Here is a 20468-nt window from a genome sequence, read left to right as displayed (position 1 = left end):
CCCGCGGAGCCGGCGCGTCGAGCACCACGAGCAGCGCTCGCTCGACCGAGTCGGCCAGACCCGCCGCAACCCGCTGATGTGGCAGGGACGACCGATCCGACGAGACCGAGCAGGGTCCGCTACACCGCACCCGCCCCGGTCAGCGCCCGTACCTCGGTCTCCGCATGCCGGGCCGCGTCCGGCGGCTCCGACGACGTGACGGTGCCGATCCAGCCCGCGAGGAAACCGAGCGGGATCGAGACCAGCCCCGGGTTCTCCAGCGGGAAGACATGGAAGTCCACACCCGGGAACAGCGCCTGCGGGCTCCCGGACACCACCGGTGACAGCACCACGAGCAGCACCGAGGGGACGAGACCTCCGTACACCGACCACACCGCCCCGCGGGTCGTGAAGTTCCGCCAGAACAGCGAGTAGAGCAGGACGGGCAGATTCGCCGACGCCGCGACTGCGAAGGCCAGCCCGACCAGGAAGGCCACGTTCAGGTCGCGGGCCAGCAGGCCGAGCGCGATGGCGACGGCGCCGATCCCGACCGCCGCGACCCGGGCGACCGCGACCTCGCTGTACCTGCGACCCTCCCGACCGCCGCCCCGGCGCTTCAGGGACGCGTACAGGTCGTGCGCGACCGAGACCGAGGAGGCCAGTGTGATCCCCGCGACCACAGCGAGGATCGTCGCGAAGGCCACGGCGGCGACCACCGCGAAGAGCACGGTGCCTCCGGTCGAGCCCGCTCCCCCGCCGAGGTCGAGGGCGAGCAGCGGCACGGCGGTGTTCCCGGCGGCGCTCGACGCACGGACCTCGTCCGTGCCCACCACGGCCGCGGCGCCGAAGCCGAGCACGATCGTCATCAGGTAGAAGCTGCCGATGAGGCCGATGGCCCAGACGACCGAGCGGCGGGCGGCACGCGCAGTCGGCACAGTGTAGAAGCGCGACAGGATGTGCGGCAGTCCTGCCGTGCCCAGCACCAGCGCCAGGCCGAGGCTGACGAAGTCGAGACGAGCGGTCCAGTCGCCCCCGTAACGAAGCCCGGGCGAGAGGAACTCCCGGCCGTACCCGCTGCGGTCGGCAGCGGACCGGAGCAACTGGTCGATGTCACCGCCGAACCGCATCAGCACGAGCACGGTCAGAGTGATCGCGCCCGCCATCAGCAGCACGGCCTTCACGATCTGGATCCAGGTGGTCGCTCGCATCCCTCCCATCGACACATAGATCACCATCAGGGCACCTACGCCGACGACGGTCCACGAGCGCGCGGCTTCGCTCGTCCCGCCGAGCAGCAGCGAGACGAGGGACCCGGCTCCCACCATCTGCGCCACCAGATACAGAACGGACACGGTGACCGAGGAAGTTCCCGACGCGATGCGGACGCGTCGCTCCTTCATCCGGGAGGCGACGACGTCGGCGAGCGTGAACCGGCCGCAGTTGCGTACCAGTTCCGCGACCAGGAAGAGGACGACGAGCCAGGCGACCAGGAATCCGACGGAGTAGAGCATGCCGTCGTAGCCGAACAGGGCGATGAGTCCGGAGATGCCGAGGAAGGAGGCGGCCGACATGTAGTCGCCCGCGATGGCGAAGCCGTTCTCCAGCGGGGAGAAGAGCCGTCCGCCCGCGTAGAACTCCTCGGCCGAGCCGCGTCTGTGGCGGCTCACCCACGTCGTGATGCCGAGGGTGACGGCGACGAACGCGCTGAACAGCAGCAGTGCCAGGGCCTGGTGGTCGCCGCTCAACGCCCGGCCTCCCGGGTCATCTCCTGGGTGTCCCAGCGCAGTTCGAGCGCCGCACGATCACGCCGCCGACGGGCATGGCGGGCATACGCCCAGGTCAGCAGGAACGTGGTGAGGAACTGCGCCAGCCCCGCCACCATCGCCACGTTGACCGCGCCGGCGACCGGGCGGGCCATCAGCTCCGGTGCGGCGGTCGCGGCCACCACGTAGGCGAGGTACCAGAGGAAGAAGGCCAGGGACGCGGGCACCACGAACCGCCGGTAGCGGCGGCGCACTTCCTGGAACGCGGTGCTGCGCTGCACTTCCAGGTAGATCTCGGCGGCGCTCGGGCCGTTCTCGCGCTGCCGCGCGGACGCGGGCGGTGGCACCGGGACCGGCTCCCCGGTGCCGTCCACGTCCCCCCAGCCGGAGGCCAGCGCGTCGTACCACGGGTCCTCGAGCCGAACCGCCGGCGCAGCGTGCCCTTCCTTCTCGTCCACGTTCAACTCTCCTTGTCAGCGAACCGTTTCGGCCCGCGTGCACAAGGATGGACAGAGCGGGAAGATTTCGGACTCTTCTCCCCGGGGTCTTCACCCCATCAGGTGACACCCGTCGCCGGTGGTTGTGCCAGCCCTTCGCGGTAGGCGTAGCTCGCCGCCTGCGCGCGGCCTTGGAGACCGGCTTTCGCGAACCGGTTGTCGATGTGCGTCTTCACCGTCGCGGTGGAAATGCCCAGCCCGGCGCGCGATGTCCGCGTTGGCGAGACCTTCCGCGATCAGCGTGACCACCTCGCCCTCACGGGCCGTCAGCCCGTCGGGCAGGCGCGGCCCTGCCGGCGGGGACCCGGCGGTGACCTCCTCCAGCAGCCGCTGCTGTACGACCGGGGAGAGGCGGGCTCCGCCCGCCATGGCGTCCTGGACGGCACGGACGATCTCGTCGCCGTCCGCGTCCTTTGTTGCCGGGCACCCATGTCCTCGTCCGTGCCCGTCGATGCTACGAAGGCGGGAGCCCGCGCCGGATCGGCCCGGAGGAGGAACCGGGGGTGGAGCGCCTCTCCGCCCCCGGGTGGGCCGTCAGGCGTCGATGCGCGAGCGGTCGAGGGTGGCCGCCGAGCTGGTGATGAACTCCTTGCGGGGTGCGACTTCATTGCCCATCAGCAGGTCGAAGACCTGCTCGGAGGCCTCGAGGTCGCCGATGTTGATCCGGCGCAGCGTGCGGTGGCGCGGGTCCATCGTGGTCTCCGCGAGCTGGTCCGCGTCCATCTCACCGAGACCCTTGTAGCGCTGGATGGAGTCCTTGAAGCGGACACCCTTGCGCTGGAACTCCAGCAGCGTCTGCCTCAGCTCGTTGTCCGAGTACGTGTAGACGTACTTCTCCTGGCCCTTCTTCGGCTGGATCAGCTCAATCCGGTGCAGCGGCGGCACGGCGGCGAACACGCGGCCCGCCTCGACCATCGGCCGCATGTAGCGCTGGAACAGCGTGAGCAGGAGGGTGCGGATGTGGGACCCGTCGACGTCGGCGTCCGTCATCATGATGACCTTGCCGTAGCGCGCGGCGTCGATGTCGAAGGTCCGGCCGGAACCCGCCCCTATGACCTGGATGATCGCGCCGCACTCGGCGTTCTTCAGCATGTCGGAGACGGACGACTTCTGGACGTTGAGGATCTTGCCGCGGATCGGCAGGAGCGCCTGGAACTCGCTGTTGCGTGCCAGCTTGGCCGTGCCGAGCGCGGAGTCTCCCTCGACGATGAAGAGCTCGCTGCGCTCCACGTCGTCACTGCGGCAGTCGGCCAGCTTGGCCGGCAGCGACGAGGACTCAAGCGCCGTCTTGCGGCGCTGAGCCTCCTTGTGCTGGCGGGCCGCGATGCGCGTACGGGCGGCGGCGACGGTCTTCTCCAGGACGGCACGGGCCTGGGCCTTGGCGTCCCGCTTGGTGGAGGTCAGGAAGGCCTTGAGCTCCTTGGCGACCACGTTGGCGACGATCCGGTTGGCGGCCGAGGTGCCGAGGACCTCCTTGGTCTGGCCCTCGAACTGGGGCTCGGCGAGCCGGACGGTCACGACCGCGGTCATCCCCTCCAGGGCGTCGTCCTTGACGATGTCGTCCTCGGCGACGCGCAGCAGCTTGGACGCGCGCAGGACCTCGTTCACCGTCTTGGTCACCGAGCGCTCGAAGCCGGTCACGTGGGTGCCGCCCTTGGGGGTGGCGATGATGTTGACGAACGACCTGATCGTGGTGTCGTACCCCGTGCCCCAGCGCAGGGCGATGTCGACGCCGAGCTCGCGGGTGACCTCGGTCGGGGTCATGTGGCCGCGGTCGTCCAGGACGGGGACGGTCTCCTTGAAGGTGCCCTGGCCGCTCAGCCGCAGCACGTCGCAGACCGCCTTGTCCTGCGCCAGGTACTCGCAGAACTCGCTGATCCCGCCGTCGAAGCGGAACGTCTCCACGCTCTTGCCCTCGCCGTCGCCGCCGGCCGGGCCGCGCTCGTCGTGGACGACGATGGTGAGCCCGGGCACGAGGAAGGCCGTCTGGCGGGCGCGCTGGTGGAGCGTCTCCAGGGAGAGCCTGGCGTCCTTGAGGAAGATCTGGCGGTCCGCCCAGTACCTCACGCGGGTGCCGGTGCGGGCCTTGGGCACGCGCTTGCCCTTCAGGAGCCCGTTGGCCGGGTCGAAGGGGGCGTCGGGGCCGGACTCGGTGAAGATGCCGGGCACACCGCGCCGGAAGCTGATCATGTGGGTCGCGCCGCCGCGGTCCACTTCGACGTCGAGGCGGGCCGAGAGCGCGTTCACCACGGAGGCGCCGACACCGTGCAGACCGCCGGAGGCCGCGTACGACCCGCCGCCGAACTTGCCGCCGGCGTGCAGCTTGGTCATCACGACCTCGACGCCCGACAGACCGGTCTTGGGCTCGACGTCGACCGGGATGCCGCGGCCGTTGTCCCGGACCTCGACGGACCCGTCCTCGTGGAGGATGACCTCGATGTGGTCGCAGTGGCCCCCGAGGGCCTCGTCCACGGAGTTGTCGATGATCTCCCACAGGCAGTGCATCAGGCCCCGGCTGTCCGTCGACCCGATGTACATGCCGGGTCGCTTGCGGACAGCCTCGAGGCCCTCCAGGACGAGCAGGTGCCGCGCGGTGTAGTTGGAACCGTCACGGTCTGCGGTCAGCAGCGCTGTGGACGGCACGGACGTTTCGGCGGTCACGCGGTTCGCTCCTCGCTGAATTTCAGATGTGGCCAAGTGGGGTAAAGGCCCGGGCGTCGGTCGCCGCTCAGAGCGTACCGAGGCCTGGTAGAGCCGATGTAACGCCACCCACTTGATTTCTCATGCTAGTCCAGCATCGCATGCGTGTTCGATCCCTCGATGGGGTGACGTGCACATCACGTTCCCTTCCAGGCATGAACCATTTAGGCTCCGGGCACGTCCTCATGAACAACCGGCAACCCAGCCGGGAGGGCCAAACGAGACAAGCAACGCGAAATCCGTAGAGCGAAGCAATACGGCTCATTCGCCGCCAACCGGCAGCAGACAGCCACCTCGGGAAAAAAATTTCGAGGAAAAGCCCCGAGCGGGAACGTTTTCGGGCTGGTTGGATGTTGCCCCTGGTACGACAGCTCGTCGAGCTAGAGAAGAGGCGACGTGACTACTGTTCTGACCCCCGCGAGCCCGCTGACGGCCGCTGACCGCTGCGACCGTTGCGGCGCCCAGGCGTATCTGCGTGTCGTCCTGATCAGCGGCGGTGAACTGCTCTTCTGCGCCCACCACGGACGCAAGTTCGAGCCGGAACTCAAGAAGATCGCCGCGGAGATACAGGATGAGACGGACCGACTGACGGCCGTGCCGGCCGGTGCCGGCGACGAGGAGCACTGAGACCTCGCATCCACGACGAGCCATGAGCCGGTCGAGGATCGGCGTCGGGCGGCCACCCCCGGACACAGGGGGCGGCCGCCCGCTCTCGTACGGTGACTGCGGCGGCGGTCACAGGGCGGGCAGGTCGGCCCCCATGAACAGCGGAGCCATGACCGACACCCGGGTGTAGACCCCCGGTGCCTCGGGCTGGCCACAGCCGCTGCCCCACGAGACGAGGCCGATGAGCCGCCCGCCCGCGACCAGCGGGCCCCCACTGTCCCCCTGACAGGCGTCACGCTTGCCCTGCGGGTCTCCGGCGCACAGCATCGTGGTCCTCATGTAGCGGCCCCTCAGCCCGCCCGGATACGCCTGCTCGCACGTCTTGTCCGGCAGCACCGAGACGCGGGCCGCACGCAGCGTGGGCGCATACGTGCCGGCGCCTGTCGTGTCCCCCCATCCGTAGACGGTGGCGCCGGTACCGGGTTCGTACACCTTCTCCCCCGCCTGTGCGACCGGGAGCACGCTGCCCTTCGGCAGGGGCTTCGCCAGGGTCAGCAGGGCCATGTCGGCACCGTTGGTCCGCGGGTCGTACGCCGGGGACACCCAACTGGAGCGCACGGCGGTCTCCTGCCCGCCGCCCCCCTCCAGCTTCGACCGACCGGAGATGACCTTCAGATCCCGTACGGCGCTCACCTCCTTGCCCAGTACGGTCCGGCCGAGGCAGTGCGCGGCGGTCATCACCTTCTTGGGCGCGACGACCACGCCCCCGCAGAACTGTCCGGCCCGCTTTGGGCCGAACCGGTCACGGCTGGCCAGTGCGACGACCCAGGGACTCTCCTCGGCCCGCACCTCGTAGCCACCGACCACCACGCTGTCGGCAGCCGCGGGAGGGGGCATTGCCAGTGGTGCCAGAAGGGCGGCGGCGATCAGGGCCGGCACCCCGGCGGGTCCTCGGGCGGTGGGACGACGCATACGGCCTCCTGACTCTGCGTGAAGCATGTCCACTCAGAGTCGTGCAGAGTGCCGTCGGCCGCACCCGCGCCGGACATCGCGCACGACAAAGGGCCCGGCCCCCACTGGGGACCGGGCCCTTAACGCCGTGGGCGCAGGCGCGCCGGGCCGCCGACCACAACGGGGTCGGCGCCGGGGCGACCTAGTCGAGGTAGTCGCGCAGCACCTGGGAACGCGACGGGTGACGCAGCTTCGACATCGTCTTGGACTCGATCTGACGGATGCGCTCACGCGTCACGCCGTAGACCTTGCCGATCTCGTCGAGGGTCTTGGGCTGACCGTCGGTGAGGCCGAAGCGCATCGAGACGACGCCGGCCTCGCGCTCCGACAGCGTGTCCAGGACCGAGTGCAGCTGCTCCTGGAGGAGCGTGAAGCTGACCGCGTCGGCGGGCACGACCGCCTCGGAGTCCTCGATGAGGTCACCGAACTCGCTGTCGCCGTCCTCGCCGAGCGGCGTGTGCAGCGAGATGGGCTCGCGGCCGTACTTCTGGACCTCGATGACCTTCTCGGGGGTCATGTCGAGCTCCTTGGCCAGCTCCTCCGGGGTGGGCTCGCGGCCCAGGTCCTGGAGCATCTGGCGCTGGACGCGCGCGAGCTTGTTGATGACCTCGACCATGTGCACCGGGATACGGATGGTGCGGGCCTGGTCGGCCATGGCACGGGTGATCGCCTGACGGATCCACCAGGTGGCGTACGTGGAGAACTTGTAGCCCTTGGTGTAGTCGAACTTCTCGACGGCACGGATCAGACCCAGGTTGCCCTCCTGGATCAGGTCCAGGAAGAGCATTCCGCGGCCGGTGTAGCGCTTGGCGAGCGAGACGACCAGGCGGAGGTTCGCCTCCAGCAGGTGGTTCTTGGCGCGGCGGCCGTCCTCGGCGATGATCTCCAGCTCGCGCTTGAGCTTGGGTGCGAGCTTGTCCGAGTTCGCCAGCTTGTCCTCGGCGAACAGACCAGCCTCGATGCGCTTGGCGAGTTCGACCTCCTGCTCGGCGTTGAGCAGCGGGACCTTGCCGATCTGCTTGAGGTAGTCCTTGACCGGGTCGGCGGTGGCACCGGCGACGGCGACCTGCTGAGCGGGCGCGTCGTCCTCGTCGTCGTCGGAGAGGACGAAGCCCTTGCTCTCGCCTTCGGTCTCCTCTTCGTCGCCCTTGGCGCCGGGCTGGACCTCCTCGAGCAGCTCTTCGCCCTCGACGATCTCGTCGGCGTCCTTCTTGCCCGCGGTCTTCTTCGCCGCGGTCTTCTTGGCGACGGTCTTCTTCGCCGCGGTCTTCTTGGTCGCGGCCTTCTTGGCGGCGGCCTTCTTGGCAGGAGCGGCGGCCGCCGACTCTTCCGCCGTGACGTCGACGGTCTCGGCCGACGGCGCCGCGGTGGCGGCGACGGTCTTCGCCGGAGCCGTCTTGGCGGCGACGGTCTTGGTGGCGGTGCGCTTTGCCGGGCTCTTCGCTGCGACGCTCTTGCGGGCGCGCTTCGGCGACTCCGCTGCACTGACCATCAGCGTCACACCCTCTTCCTCGAGGATCTGGTTGAGGCTGCGCAGAACATTCTTCCACTGGGTTGGCGGAATCTGGTCAGCCTCGAAGGCCCGACGCACGTCATCGCCGGCGATCTGCCCATCAGCCTTTCCCCGCTCGATGAGCGCCATCACAGACTCGGACTCGGCGATCTCCGGCGGGAGCGTACGGGATGTGCTGGCCGACACGAACAACCTCTCGGAACGATGGAAAACGGCTTCCGGCCCCACCCATGATCGGGCCGGAGCCGACGACCACCGGGCTGCGGATGTACCGGTGGCGCGGGCGGAAACCTCGGAGCTGACACAGCGCCGTCCACGGCGGCTGTATTCCCTCCTCGGCTGTCACCTCTTAGGTCATCGCACGGCTTCGAGGAGTGTTACGCCCAATCCGCGTGGCCCGAGTCACACCCCATATGCCACGAAACGGCCGAATGGGGGCGTACGCCGCACAGCGTGTCGCCGGATCCCCGCGGAATCCGGCGACACGCTGTGCGTACGCCGCCGCACTCACGACCGCCGTCGGCGATCAGTGCTCGCGCGGGGCAGGGACCACTCGTTCCACTTCCGGGTGAACCGTGAGCAGCTGCCGCATGGCCGATTCGGCGGCCGGTGCGTCGCCCGAGGCGAGCGCTTCGGCGATACGGGCGTGCTGACCCACCGAGGTCTCGTTCGGCCGGTCACAGCCTGTGACCGGTCCACCGGACACCTGGAGGGCGGCGGAGACGATCCCCGAGAGGTGCTCCAGCATGCGGTTGCCGGCGAGCTGGATGAGCAGGGAGTGGAACTCGGCGTCCGCCCGCGAGAACGTGAGCCCGTCACCCTGCGCCAGGGCGTGCCCCATGATCTCGACCATGTCGCCCAGCCGCTGCTGGACGTCGTCGCGGCCGTGTCCGGCGGCGAGGCGGGCGGCGAGCGGCTCGATGGTCCAGCGCAGCTCGCTCAGCTCCCGGCGCTGGTCGTCGCGCTGGGGGCCGAAGGCGCGCCACTCGATGATGTCGGGGTCGAGCAGATTCCAGTCGCTCACCGGGCGCACGCGGGTGCCGACATTCGGGCGGGCGCTGACCAGGCCCTTGGCCTCGAGGACGCGCAGTGACTCGCGGACGACGGTGCGGGAGACCTCGAAACGCTGGCCGATCTCCTCGGGGACTAGCGGACGGTCGGCACCGAGGTCGCCGGAGACGATCATCTGGCCGAGCTGCTGGACGAGTTGACCGTGCAGACCACGGCCACGGCTGCCTGCCGCACGGCGGGCGACCCGGCCCAGCTCCGCGTCCGCGCCTTCCCAGGAGGGGGGACCGACGCGGTCGACGCCCGGCGACTCCGCGTAGGGATATCGGTCGAGTTCGCCCGGGCCTGCGAGGCCGGTCTCGGAGGGGCGGGCGGCGGTCATCATGGTGTGCGCAAGGGTACTCACGCATCCTTTGTCGGCTCTGGTTCGAAGCCCCTTGAGGTCTTTGGTGAAAAGCACACGAAAGGGTGATCGGCGCTCACCCCGCAATTGACGCCTTATCGTAAGGAATCGGGCAGCATCGCGGGAGTTGTGGGCAGTGGGGCCCCGACCAGTCGACTCCGATCACCAAGAGGCATTGCGTCGCACCGCCGTGAACAGATACGCGCAGATCAGGGCCGACAACGACAACACCAGTGCCGCTCCGACAGGTTGCGCGACCACATGGAGGGCCGCTGCGGACCACCGCTCCGCCTCGCGCGGCAGGCGAAGCCAGGCCATGTCGTGGATCCGGCCGGGAAGTCCGGCGATCGAACGGGCCGCCGGACCCAGCAGCGCCTGTTCCACGAGCGGCGCGATCAGCACCGGCACCGCGAGAACGGCGGCGACCCCGGCGGCCGTGATCCGGAAGACGCCCGCGGCGAGCAGCCCCGCCCAGGCGCAGCCCACGCACAGGCCCGCCCAACGGACGCCGAGGGACGGCAATTTGGCCGGGTCGACCCCCAAGTCGGCGCCGTAGACGAGCCGCAGCGCCTGGACGTCGGCCGCCACGACCACGGTCGCGAGCACCAGGGCAGCGGCCGCGGTCACCACGAGCTTGGCCAGCAACAGGCCCGCCCGCCGGGACACTGCGCCCCGGATCGCGGCGAGGGCGGGGTAGCGGAACTCCTCACCGAACGACAGCGCACCGATCAGCCCGGCACCGAAAGCCGCGGGAGGCAGCGGCAGGACGTCGGGCCAGGCGGCGAAGACACTGGGCGGCAGCGCCAGCCCCGCACGGGCACGGGCGAGCAGCACACACAGAACGAGGGAGGCGGCGACGGCGACGACCGCGACCAGCGGTGCGGTACGCACGCCGAGCAGTCGGCGCACCTCGTACCGCACGGGCCACCGGGGACTGCGCGCGGCCCGTGGCGGCCGAGAACGGCCGGGGGCGGGGCAGGGGGTGGCGGGCGGTGCGGTGGCGCGGGCGGTCGCTGACGCGGGGGCGTGTGCGTTGGCGGTCGCGGTGGCGTGGGCGGTCGCCGGCACGGGGGCGTGTGCGTTGGCGGTCGCGGCCGCGTTCGTCTGGGCGTTGGAGGGCGCTTCGGCATCGGCGTCGGTTGGGGTGGTCGCGTGCGCGTTGGCGTCGGCTGGGCACGCGTCGGCCGGAGCGGTCGCGCATGCGGGGGCTTCGGCCCGGGCGGAGGGAGGCGCGAGGGGTGGAGCGGTCACGTCGGCCGGGCCGAAGGGAGGCTCGGGGGGCGTGGCCGGCGCCGAGGGGGTGGCCGTGGCAGAGGCCGGACGCGTTGCCGGCGGCTCTGCGGTGGGGACGGTCGGGAGGGCCGGCGTCGGCGCCGGCGGGCCGCAGTCCCCCACCTCCTCGGTGAGCCGGTGCACGAGCACCCCATGCCGATAGGCGGTCTCGCCGATTTCGGCACAGCTGCTGCCGTAGACGGACAGCTCACTGCTGCCCTCCACAACGACCTCCACCGAACGCCGCGCGGCACGCGCCTCCCGGCTGACCGCATCCGAAAGCCGTGCCGCGTGCGGTGTGCGGACGGCGACGCGCGGGCGCAGGCGGGTGCGGGAGAAGTCGCCGACGTCCTGGTCCGCGAACAGCCGTCCGGCGCCGATGGTGACGACACGGTCGGCAATGCGGGCGGCCTCCTTGGGATCGCCGGTCGTGCACAGCACGGTGCCGCCATCTGCCGCGTGCGCGCGCAGCCGATCGAAGATCCAGCCGCTGTCGCGCGACGAGAGTTCGCGGCAGGGATCGTCGAGGATCAAGGTCTGGGGAGCGCCCAACAGGGCGGCGGCGAGCCCGAGTCTGCGGTCCATCCCGCGCGAGAGCAGGCCCAGCTGCTCGTCGCGCAGGCCGCCGAGGCCGACCATGTCGATCAGCTCGTCGGCACGCGAGGCAGGCACCCCCACGACGGCACTCAGCATCCGCAGCTGGCTGCGCGCGGTCCGCGCGGGATGGCCGGGCACATCCCCGAGCAGCACTCCGACCTCGCGCGCGGGATCCGCGATGCGGTGCAGGGGGTTGCCCCGGAAGTAGGTGACACCACGGCCGCTCTCCAGCCCCAGCATCAGCCGCAACGCTGTCGTCTTTCCGGCACCGGACGGCCCCAGGAGAGCCGTGACGCACCCGGGCCGTGCCTCGAAGGAGAGGTCGTCGACGACGGGCACACGCTCCCGGCGCCGGGCACTGGTGAGTCCGACGGCCTGGAGCATCGCTTCTCTCGCCTCTCTCACGGAAGGTGAGACCGCTCAGCGGCAGCACGGGGTACCGCAGCAAGATAACGCGACATTTCAGACATCTTGCGCAGCCGCCGCACCCAGGGTGTCAGGCTGCCGCGCCCGCGAAACAGTCCCTGGATCAGACTTCCGGACGCAGCATCGGGGGGTTGAGCAGGGTGGCTCCGCCGGCCCGGAAGAGCTGGGCGGGACGCCCTCCCTGCCGGGTCGTCGTGCCGCCCGCCGGCACGAGGAAGCCCGGCGTACCGGTCACCTTGCGGTGGAAGTTGCGCGGGTCCAGGGCCACGCCCCACACCGCCTCGTACACCCGGCGCAGCTCCCCGACCGTGAACTCCGGCGGGCAGAATGCCGTGGCCAGCGACGAGTACTCGATCTTGGAACGGGCGCGCTCGACACCGTCCGCCAGGATCAGCGCGTGGTCGAAGGCGAGCGGGGCGTGCTCCTCGTCCTCGCGCGCGAATCCGTGCTCCTGGCCGAGCAGGTCCTCCACGGGGGCCCAGCGGGCGCTGTTCGCGTCGCCGCCCGCGCGGGGAGCGGGCAGGTCGGGGGCGAGGACGAGGTGCGCGACGCTGACCACACGCATCCGCGGGTCACGCTTGGGGTCCCCGTAGGTCGCGAGCTGCTCCAGGTGCGCTCCGTTCGCCGGCGCGGGCGACGCCGGGTCATGGGCGCACAATCCTGTCTCCTCGGAGAGCTCGCGCGCCGCCGCGGCCGCCAGGTCCTCGTCCGCCCGTACGAACCCTCCGGGCAGCGCCCATCGCCCCTGGAACGGCGGCTCACCACGGCGTACGACCAGCGCACAGAGGGCATGGCGACGCACGGTGAGCACGACCAGGTCGACGGTGACAGCAAAGGGCGGAAAGGCCGACGGGTCGTAGGGCGACATGCCGCGATCATAGTCGTCTGCCTGACGATAAACACACCCTTCCTGACGTGCGGCACCCGATTCTTCGGCTGGTTCTCCGGCTGTTCCCTCGGCTGTTTCCTCGGGTGTTTCCTCGACCCGTGCGCCGTGGCGGACAGAGGCCGGTCACACCCCCAACTGCAGGCCTTGCGCAGCCTCCTCGACCATGCCGAGGCCCAGCCTGCTGACCCGGACGGCGAACGGTTCGCCCGCCACGCTCAGCCCCGCGATCCGCAGGGCTCCGAGCGGCGCGCTGCGCATCGGGTGCAGCGCCACGGTGCGCCTGGGCACATCGGGCCGGATCCCGGCCGGGACGAGGGCCAGCTGAACGGAGGCGGCCGCGGCCAGGGCGGCCGGCCGACACGCCGCCGGATGCGGCACCGGGACGCTGTCCGCGCCGCGCTGCACCCCCGCGAGCATCTCCGGCAGCCGGTGTCCAAAGTGGTCGGACGCATCGAGCACGCCGCGGATCAAGGACGACGCCTCGCGCTCGAACCCGGCGGCCGCCAGCCCGGCGACAGCGACCACCGTCTCGTGGATCCGCACCGCTCCCGAGCGATGGCCGAACGGATTGTGCCCCCGCTCCTTCGCCCCGAGTGATCGCAGCCCCCATCCCGAGTGCAGGGCCGGGCCGGCGAACAGGCGGGCCAGCTGCTCGGTCTGCGCCTTGTCGAGCAGACCGGCCACATGTCTTCCCCCGCCGAGCAGTCCGGTGTCGAGCAGGTGTGCCGCGCCTGCCCCGAGGTGCGGCACGGGCCGCCCGCCGGGCAGCCTGCCGGCGACGGGGCGTCCTCCGCCGGGATCGTCGAGCCAGAAGTCCTCACGGAAGCGCTGCCGCAGCTGCTCGGCCCAGTCCCGCCAGTACGCCGCTCCTTGACACCCTGTGGCCTCCAGGACGTCGGCACCCAGCAGGGCGGCCCGATGTGCATGGGCCTGGGTCTCGGTGCGATGGAAACCGGGGGTGCCCGGCTCGGCGAGCAGCACCTGCTCCCCGGCGGCCCGACGCAGCCACTGGAGGCAGCGCTCCATGGCGGGAAGCAGCTCCGCCAGGTCCCGCTCGGGCAGCCCCCAGCGCCAGGCTTCCGCGACGACGGACGGAAACGCGAGGGTCGCCTCGGTCCCCGTGCAGCTCGCGGGCAGGTGGGGTCCCGCGTCTCGGAGAGGACCGGGGATGTGTCCGAAGTCGGGGCTCGTACCCGTCCGTTGGGTGCGGGCGACGATCCGCAGGGTCGTGGCGGCGAGCCGGGTGGTGAGGGGAAGCACCATCCGTGCGGCCCACAGCGCCTCCGCGGGCGCCGGCCGGCAGCGCCACGGGACCCCGGCCGCCGGACTCGCGTCCGCGGGGTGTGCTGGATCCCGGTCGAGCAGCGCCCGCAGATCGGCGACCGCTGTGGCGACGAGCGCTGCCGTCCGGGGATCGTCGCACTCGAGCTCCGGCGCAGGGACGAGGGCTCGGGTGGCCGGGCGGGAGATGCCGGGGGCGAGCTCGGTGCCCCGGTGGGCGGCACGCGCTCGTACGCGCAACTCGATGGTGCGGGAGCCGCCGGGAGGCACCTCCAGCTCCCAGCGCAGCACTCCGGCGGAGGCGAGTGCGTCGTGCGGGGCCGGGTCCGCGGTGACGGTGGCGCCGGGGCCGGTACCGTCGCGGCCGGCTGCCCAGCGCAGGCCCGCGTCATGGACGGTGGCGGGCAGTTCGGGACCGGGGCGCCCCGCGGCGATCGCTCCCAGCTCCGCGAGGTCCGTGCCCAGGACGATCTCGATCGGCAGCCGGAGCGTGCGCGCCGTCGTGCTGCGCAGTGTGATCCGTTCCGTGCCCTGGGCGTCTCTGGATCTCTCGACGACGACGTCCGGGTCGGGGCCGCTCTCGGAGGGAGTACGGACGACGGCGATGAACTCGGCGAGGTCAGCCGACACCAACCTGCCCTGAAGCAGGAGTGGTTCGCGTCCGTGGACGCGCAGCCGACAGCGTGACAGCAGCCGTCGGCCCGATCGGTAGACGCCCTCGATTCCGTTCCCGCAGAGCTGGCCGTGCTGGGGCGACACCGCGAGGCAGGGCAGGGCGACGCACATGATGGCGTCGTGCACAGGCGGCAGATCTGGCCTGCGGGCCGGAGACGAGGACTGGAGCCCGCCCCCGGGGAGTTGCCCTGGGGGTGGGGAGGGGCGGCTAGGTGCGCTGGGGGCCATGGGTGGTCTGCCGCGCCTTCCTGACACGTCTGACAGCTGCTGCATGCGGGGACGACACCGGTCGGACCGGCCGCCGCCACGGTGAACGGCCACGCGGGGCCCCAGGTCACGGGCGTCATCGCCTGCTCCTGCTGCCGCGCCGACCGCTGCGCCTGCTCCCGCGCACCTGGGTGCCGCCGCCGACGGTGCCGTTGTGAGACGCATCACCCGGCCCGCGGGCGGCACGGGCGGCACGGGCCGCAGAGCGAAGACGGGCGCGGCGCCGGCGGTGACGGTGACGGGGCCGCTCCCGCCCAGCGCCCGTCACGCCTGTCGCGCCCGTCGGACGGTCTGCCGATGCCTGGTCGCCAGAGGTGTCCGGGTCATCACCGGCCGCGGATCCGGTGGTTGCGGCAACGGCCGCCGGAGCACCACTGGGTGTCGGCCAGTCCTGCTCCTGACGAAGACAGTGCCGCAGTGTCTCGGGGTCGAGACCCTCGTTGCAGGCCTGGTGGAGCAGTCGGGCGAAGACGTATTCAGGGTCTGCGCGCAGGGCCAGGCCGAGGGCGACCCGCGCCGCGGGCTCGTCGCCGAGGGACCACGACACCCAGCCCGCGAGCGTCAGAGGCGCGGCGGCATGGCTGCCGTAGCTCCCGACGCATCGCCGGGACAGGGCGCGCCACAGCCGAAGCGCGGGAGCGGCGTCGGGGCCCTCCATCCACTGAGCGGCACGGTCGCGGGTCCTGCGGTCCTGGAGGCCGTGGATCAGCGCGGCTGCCTCCTGGTGGGAGACGAGCCGGTCGTCCACCGCGTCCCCCTCGCCCGATGCGGCCGACTGCGGAATGTGAGGAGTCTGTGCCAGCCGGTCCAGCACGCTCCGGGCCAGCTCCAGAGTGTCGGCCGCCAGCCCCCGCTGTCCCTGTTCGTCCAGAATCCGGGGCACGAGTGCCCTGCCGGCCTCGTCGAGCGCCCGCTGCTGCTCCACCACCTCCCCCATGGTCCAGGGCACCAGCCTGGCCTCCATCTCCCGCAGGCTGCCCCGCACTTGAATGCCCGCGTAGGCGGCGGCCGCCGCCATCACCGATGTGCCGGGAAGAACGAGGGGCGTCCCCTCGGGCGGGCAACACCGCGTGTCGGGACAGCAATAGGACCAGAAGCGGCCGTCGGAGATGCACAGCGCCTCGTACACCGGCACATCGAGTGCACCGCAGGCGGTGCGCAGCCGCTGGGCGAGTGGGCGGAGCCGCTCCATCACCCGCAGTCCGCTCTCGCCGTCGGCCGGCTCCTGGCAGAGGAAGACGACGATCCCGTCGGGGCGCGGCCCCCGGCGCTCGCTTCCGTGGATCAGGCATTCGGCAAGCTGCTGCGCCACCGGCTCCCATTCGCGGGGCGAGCGGGGAATGCCGAGCCGGAGCCGGCCACCGAACCGGCCCCGGCCTCCGTGCAGGGCGACCAGCACGATCGAGTCGCTCGGATGAAAGCCCATCATGTACGGGAGGGCATCGGCCAATTCGGCCGGGCTGCGCAGGGTGATCTGCTGGTCGTCGGTGGATCCGGCGGCAAAGTCGTGGTGCTTGTTCATGGCAGGACCGTCTCGCGGAGCAGCGATCTGCCGCGACCCCTGTGGATAACGTTATCCACAGCCCGTCGGATCCGTTCTCGCTTTGTCGGTGCCATCGGGTGTCATGGGGGCATGACCAACGCAGACCGTGCGGCCAGGGCCGCCGCCGATGCCGTACTCGCCCGACTCGTCAGTTACCCCTCGGGTGCCGCCGCCTGCGCGAGGACCAGTGGCGGGCGATCGAGGCGCTCGTCGCCGACAAGCGCCGGGCCCTGGTCGTCCAGCGCACGGGCTGGGGTGCGCACGACGCGAAGCAGGTGTGGGGGGAAGCTCAGCCTGCCGCAGCAAGGACCAACGGAAGAACCCCTTCACCACCTGCCTGACGGAGTAGTCGGCCAGCGACCGCGAGGGTCCAGCCGGAGTCGGTGTAGTCGTCCACGAGCAGGACGGGGCCAGGAGAGCCGGCCAGGGCACCAGCCAGCTCCTCGGAGACGGTGAAGGCGCCGGACAGCGCCCTGAGGCGCTGGGCGGAGTTGCTGCGGCGTGCCGCGTGCGCGCCGCTCGGCCCGGTGTACGTCAGAGTGCCCAGGAAAGGGAGCCGGCCAACGGTCGCGATTCCCTGGGCGAGGGACCCGACCAGTTGAGGGCGGGTCAGGGACGGCACGGCGACGACCCCTATCGGCCGGGCAGTGGCGTCCGGGACATTCGGCGCCCAGCCGCCCGGAGAGCGCGCCCAGTCGGCGAGGACAGCCACCGCGGCCTGCAGGACGTCGTCAGGAATCGGTCCGTCGGGCGCGTTCTCGGCCAGCAGCGGGCGCAGCCGGTTGCCCCAGCCGATGTCCGAGAGCCGCCCCAGGGCACGCCCGGTGGAGCACTGCTCGCCGGCCGGGATACGTCCCTTGAGGTTGATGCCCAGTGCGGGCATCCCCGTCGGCCACATCCGGCGCGGTTCGACCTCCACCCCCGGGCGGTCCAGTTCCTTCGCCGCCCCCGTCAACGTCTCCGCCGAGACAGAGGAGTCGGCCCAGGCGCCGGCGCAGTTGTCGCACCGGCCGCACGGGATCGCCCCCTCGTCGTCCAGCTGTCGGCGCAGGAACTCCATGCGGCACCGGGACGTGCTCACATAGTCGCGCATGGCCTGCTGCTCGGCGGCCCGCTGCCGGGCGACCCAGGCGTACCGCTCGGAGTCGTAGATCCACTGCTGGCCGGTGGAGATCCAGCCGCCCTTCACCCGCTGGACCGCCCCGTCCACGTCGAGCACCTTGAGCATGGTCTCCAGACGGGTGCGCCGGAGATCCACGGCAGCCTCCAGGGCCGGCACGGACAGCGGCCGTCCCGCATCGGCGAGGGCCGAGAGGGTCTGTCGAACCTGCGCCTCCGGCGGGAAGGCGGTATCGGCGAAGTAGCGCCAGATGGCCTCGTCCTCCTTGCCCGGCAGCAGCAGCACATCGGCATGCTCCACACCTCGGCCCGCACGGCCCACCTGCTGGTAGTAGGCGATCGGCGAGGAAGGCGAACCGAGATGGACCACGAAGCCCAGGTCCGGCTTGTCGAAGCCCATGCCCAGCGCCGAAGTCGCGACCAGCGCCTTGACCCGGTTCTCCTGCAGGTCGACCTCGGCCTGCAGCCGGTCGGCGTTCTCCGTGCGCCCCGTGTAGGAGGCCACCTTGAAGCCGCGCTGCCGCAGGAAGGCGGTGGCCTCCTCGGCGGCGGCGACGGTGAGGGCGTAGATGATCCCGGAGCCCGGTAGCTCGTCCAGGTGCTCGGCGAGCCAGGCCAGGCGGTGAGCGGCATCCGGAAGCCGGACGACACCCAGGCGCAGGCTTTCCCTTTCCAGCGGGCCGCGCAGCACCAGGGCCTCGCCGGCACCGGTGCCGAGCTGCTCGGCCACGTCCGCGGTGACCCGGGCGTTGGCGGTCGCGGTGGTGGCCAGCACAGGTACCCCAGGGGCGAGCTCGGCGAGCATCGCCCGCAGCCTGCGGTAGTCCGGGCGGAAGTCGTGTCCCCAGTCGGAGATGCAGTGCGCCTCGTCGACCACCAGGAGACCGGTCGTGGCCGCGAGTTTGGGCAGCACCTGCTCGCGGAAATCCACTGAATTGAGGCGCTCCGGACTTACGAGGAGAACGTCGGTCTCGCCGCGCTCGACCTCCTCGTAGATCGTGTCCCACTCCTCCGGGTTGGCCGAATTGATCGTGCGCGCCTGGATGCCGGCCCGCGCCGCCGACTCGACCTGGTTGCGCATGAGCGCCAGCAGCGGCGAGATGATCACTGTGGGGCCGGAGCCACGACGGCGCAGCAGAGCGGTGGCAACGAAATACACAGCCGACTTGCCCCAGCCCGTGCGCTGCACCACCAATGCACGCCGGCGCTCCTCCACCAGTGCCGACACGGCCTGCCACTGATCCTCCCGCAGCCGCGCCGAACCCCCTGGGGCACCGACGAGCTCAGCGAGGATGGCGTCGGCTTCAGTTCGGAGCTCCAGGTTGTCCATGTCCCCATGCAACCCGATGGCAAGGACAATCGGCCAACTCACCCAGCGTGACACCCGACTCAAAGACAGTCCACCGGCCATGCAGCGATCGAGCACGGCCAGGGTGCAGCGCTCGGCCACGACCATCCGTAATCAGCACGTTTATGCAGGTCAGGGGCTCGATCCCGGCCGGAATTCGAATGCCTTTCCAGTCCATGCAGCCCCGAAGGGCTGATTTCCCTCCACACGCCCACTCCGTCTCGTGTGGAGACGGCGCATGCGCTCACGACGCGCAGGTCCCGGCGTCGGTCTCGACCGGCCGGCTCCGTACACGAGAACGTCGTTGCAGAGCCAACCGGCTGCGCACCGCACCGGCCCACGCCGGCACCGCCTCCTTGGCTGACGTCGCCGACACCTTCTGCGGGACGCACGCCGGCCACCGAGTGTCGCTGTGGTGCCGAGCCTCCCGGCAGAGGATCAGTAATCGAGGCTCGCGAACCAGTCGCCGCGACCCTGCGGGGTGAGATCGAGGAGGTGCCAGACGGGGGCCAGGAGGTCGATGCCCCGCTCGTCGATGTCCTCGGCCATGCGCGGGTGGGCGGAGTAGAAATGGCGGATCGTGCCGTCACCGTCGCGGGTGAAGACGGAGATCGTGGAGTCCTGCTCGCCGTCCTCGTCCTCGCTGCCCAGGTCGTACTTGAACGTGCTGTCGCCGCAACTCAGCAGCCGTAGCCCGTGCCAGCCGCGATCGCGGGCGTGCTGCCGCAGCGCGGGCGGGTCGGCGGCCGCGGCGATCACGAGGTCGGCGTTCTGGGCGATGTGGCGGGCGACGCCGTTGAAGCCGTCGATCCACAGGGTGCACATCGGGCAGGGGGCGGTCTGCAGCTTGCCGTACATGAAGTGGTAGACGATCAGTGGGCGATCAGCGGCAGTGAAAAGCCCGGACAGGGAGACCGCGGTGACCGGGGCGTCGCCTGCTTCGAGGTCGGCGGGGCCTTCGAGGAATACGTAGTCGTCGACGGGCGGCCCCTGCGGAAGGGCCCGGCGCTGCGCCGCGACCCGTTCACGGTGGCGCATCAGCTCGATCTCGGCCAAGCGGAGTCCTTCGCGGGCGTCGCGGTAATCCGCGGATTCACCGGCCAGTCTGGTGTGCCGCACCATCGCGTCCTCCTCGGGTGGTGATCCCCCCGGCTTTCCACTCTATGGCGGTTCCAGGGTTCGCCGACAGTCACGCTGAAGTGGGGCTGGTGCACTGATCCGTGACTCACGGGGTGCGCTTGACGACCCGCGGGGTGCACTCCGTCGCCGGGTGCTACTCGGTCGGCGACGACACGCTGCGGGGTGTCAACCGCCGCCGCAGAGGCGGGTGAACAGCTGGGCAGCGTCGTCGATTCGAGCGGCGCGCTCCGCCACCCCGACCACACCGTGCAGCCGCGGGCCCCGCACGCCTACTGCGCCGGCGCAACGCCGACGCCCGCCACGGCGACGCCCTGGCCGCCGAACGCAAAGGACGAGCCCGATGGCCGTGGCGGTCACACACCTGTTGTCACCGATCCTCATGGTCTGGCGGGACATCCCGTGCGGGGCCGATGACAGTGCGGTCCGGACGA

General features: G+C 71.1%; 13 protein-coding genes and 1 pseudogene. 1 reads left to right on the top strand and 13 read right to left on the bottom strand.

The genetic code is table 11. The features are described 5' to 3' along the window. Positions 1-119: 119 nt before the first annotated feature. From ACF08N_RS20695 to ACF08N_RS20680, 4 genes and pseudogenes are all read right to left on the bottom strand, one after another. Entirely contained in the window at positions 120-1724 is a 1605-nt protein-coding gene (locus tag ACF08N_RS20695) for a cation acetate symporter (protein ID WP_392326090.1), read from the bottom strand. After that, positions 1721-2200 (bottom strand): DUF485 domain-containing protein, encoded by a 480-nt coding sequence (locus ACF08N_RS20690; protein ID WP_392326089.1) that lies wholly within the window; start codon positions 2198-2200, stop codon positions 1721-1723. Before ACF08N_RS20690 ends, ACF08N_RS20695 begins: the two co-directional genes overlap by 4 nt. A gap of 98 nt (positions 2201-2298) precedes the next feature. Further along, positions 2299-2656, bottom strand: a pseudogene (locus ACF08N_RS20685) (response regulator transcription factor); the annotation flags it as partial. Positions 2657-2773: 117 nt separating this feature from the next. Further along, on the bottom strand, positions 2774-4900 hold the full coding sequence (locus ACF08N_RS20680) for a type IIA DNA topoisomerase subunit B (RefSeq protein ID WP_392326088.1): 2127 nt from the start codon (positions 4898-4900) through the stop codon (positions 2774-2776). Positions 4901-5335: 435 nt separating this feature from the next. Here ACF08N_RS20680 and ACF08N_RS20675 point away from each other — a divergent pair, with 435 nt between their 5' ends. Further along, on the top strand, positions 5336-5566 hold the full coding sequence (locus ACF08N_RS20675) for a hypothetical protein (protein ID WP_392326087.1): 231 nt from the start codon (positions 5336-5338) through the stop codon (positions 5564-5566). Positions 5567-5674: 108 nt separating this feature from the next. Here the strand turns inward: ACF08N_RS20675 and ACF08N_RS20670 are convergent, their stop codons facing one another. From ACF08N_RS20670 to ACF08N_RS20630, 9 genes are all read right to left on the bottom strand, one after another. After that, positions 5675-6517, bottom strand: coding sequence for a S1 family serine peptidase (locus ACF08N_RS20670; protein WP_392326086.1), 843 nt, complete (start codon positions 6515-6517; stop codon positions 5675-5677). 181 nt (positions 6518-6698) lie between these two features. Further along, entirely contained in the window at positions 6699-8255 is a 1557-nt protein-coding gene (locus ACF08N_RS20665; RefSeq protein WP_392326085.1) for an RNA polymerase sigma factor, read from the bottom strand. 340 nt (positions 8256-8595) lie between these two features. Beyond that, a complete protein-coding gene (locus ACF08N_RS20660) occupies positions 8596-9483 on the bottom strand; it encodes a FadR/GntR family transcriptional regulator (protein ID WP_392326084.1) in 888 nt (295 codons plus the stop codon). A gap of 159 nt (positions 9484-9642) precedes the next feature. After that, positions 9643-11733, bottom strand: coding sequence for an ATP-binding cassette domain-containing protein (locus ACF08N_RS20655; RefSeq protein WP_392326083.1), 2091 nt, complete (start codon positions 11731-11733; stop codon positions 9643-9645). A gap of 145 nt (positions 11734-11878) precedes the next feature. Continuing rightward, positions 11879-12643 carry an NUDIX domain-containing protein gene (locus ACF08N_RS20650; RefSeq protein WP_392326082.1) on the bottom strand — a complete coding sequence of 255 codons (765 nt, stop codon included), beginning with the start codon at positions 12641-12643 and terminating at the stop codon, positions 11879-11881. A 144-nt stretch (positions 12644-12787) separates the two neighbouring features. Continuing rightward, positions 12788-14893, bottom strand: coding sequence for a glycogen debranching N-terminal domain-containing protein (locus ACF08N_RS20645; RefSeq protein ID WP_392326081.1), 2106 nt, complete (start codon positions 14891-14893; stop codon positions 12788-12790). A gap of 70 nt (positions 14894-14963) precedes the next feature. Further along, positions 14964-16409 carry a DUF4192 domain-containing protein gene (locus ACF08N_RS20640; protein WP_392326080.1) on the bottom strand — a complete coding sequence of 482 codons (1446 nt, stop codon included), beginning with the start codon at positions 16407-16409 and terminating at the stop codon, positions 14964-14966. 310 nt (positions 16410-16719) lie between these two features. Then, positions 16720-18879 (bottom strand): RecQ family ATP-dependent DNA helicase, encoded by a 2160-nt coding sequence (locus tag ACF08N_RS20635; protein WP_392326079.1) that lies wholly within the window; start codon positions 18877-18879, stop codon positions 16720-16722. Between the two features lie 456 nt (positions 18880-19335). Next, entirely contained in the window at positions 19336-20019 is a 684-nt protein-coding gene (locus ACF08N_RS20630; protein ID WP_392326078.1) for a DUF899 family protein, read from the bottom strand. Between the last annotated feature and the right edge of the window lie 449 nt (positions 20020-20468).

This window comes from Streptomyces sp. NPDC015127 (genome assembly GCF_043080095.1).
Classification (GTDB): Bacteria; Actinomycetota; Actinomycetes; order Streptomycetales; family Streptomycetaceae; genus Streptomyces.
The sequence above is the reverse complement of the archived record's forward strand: the minus strand, read 5'-3'. Positions and strand labels throughout refer to the sequence as shown.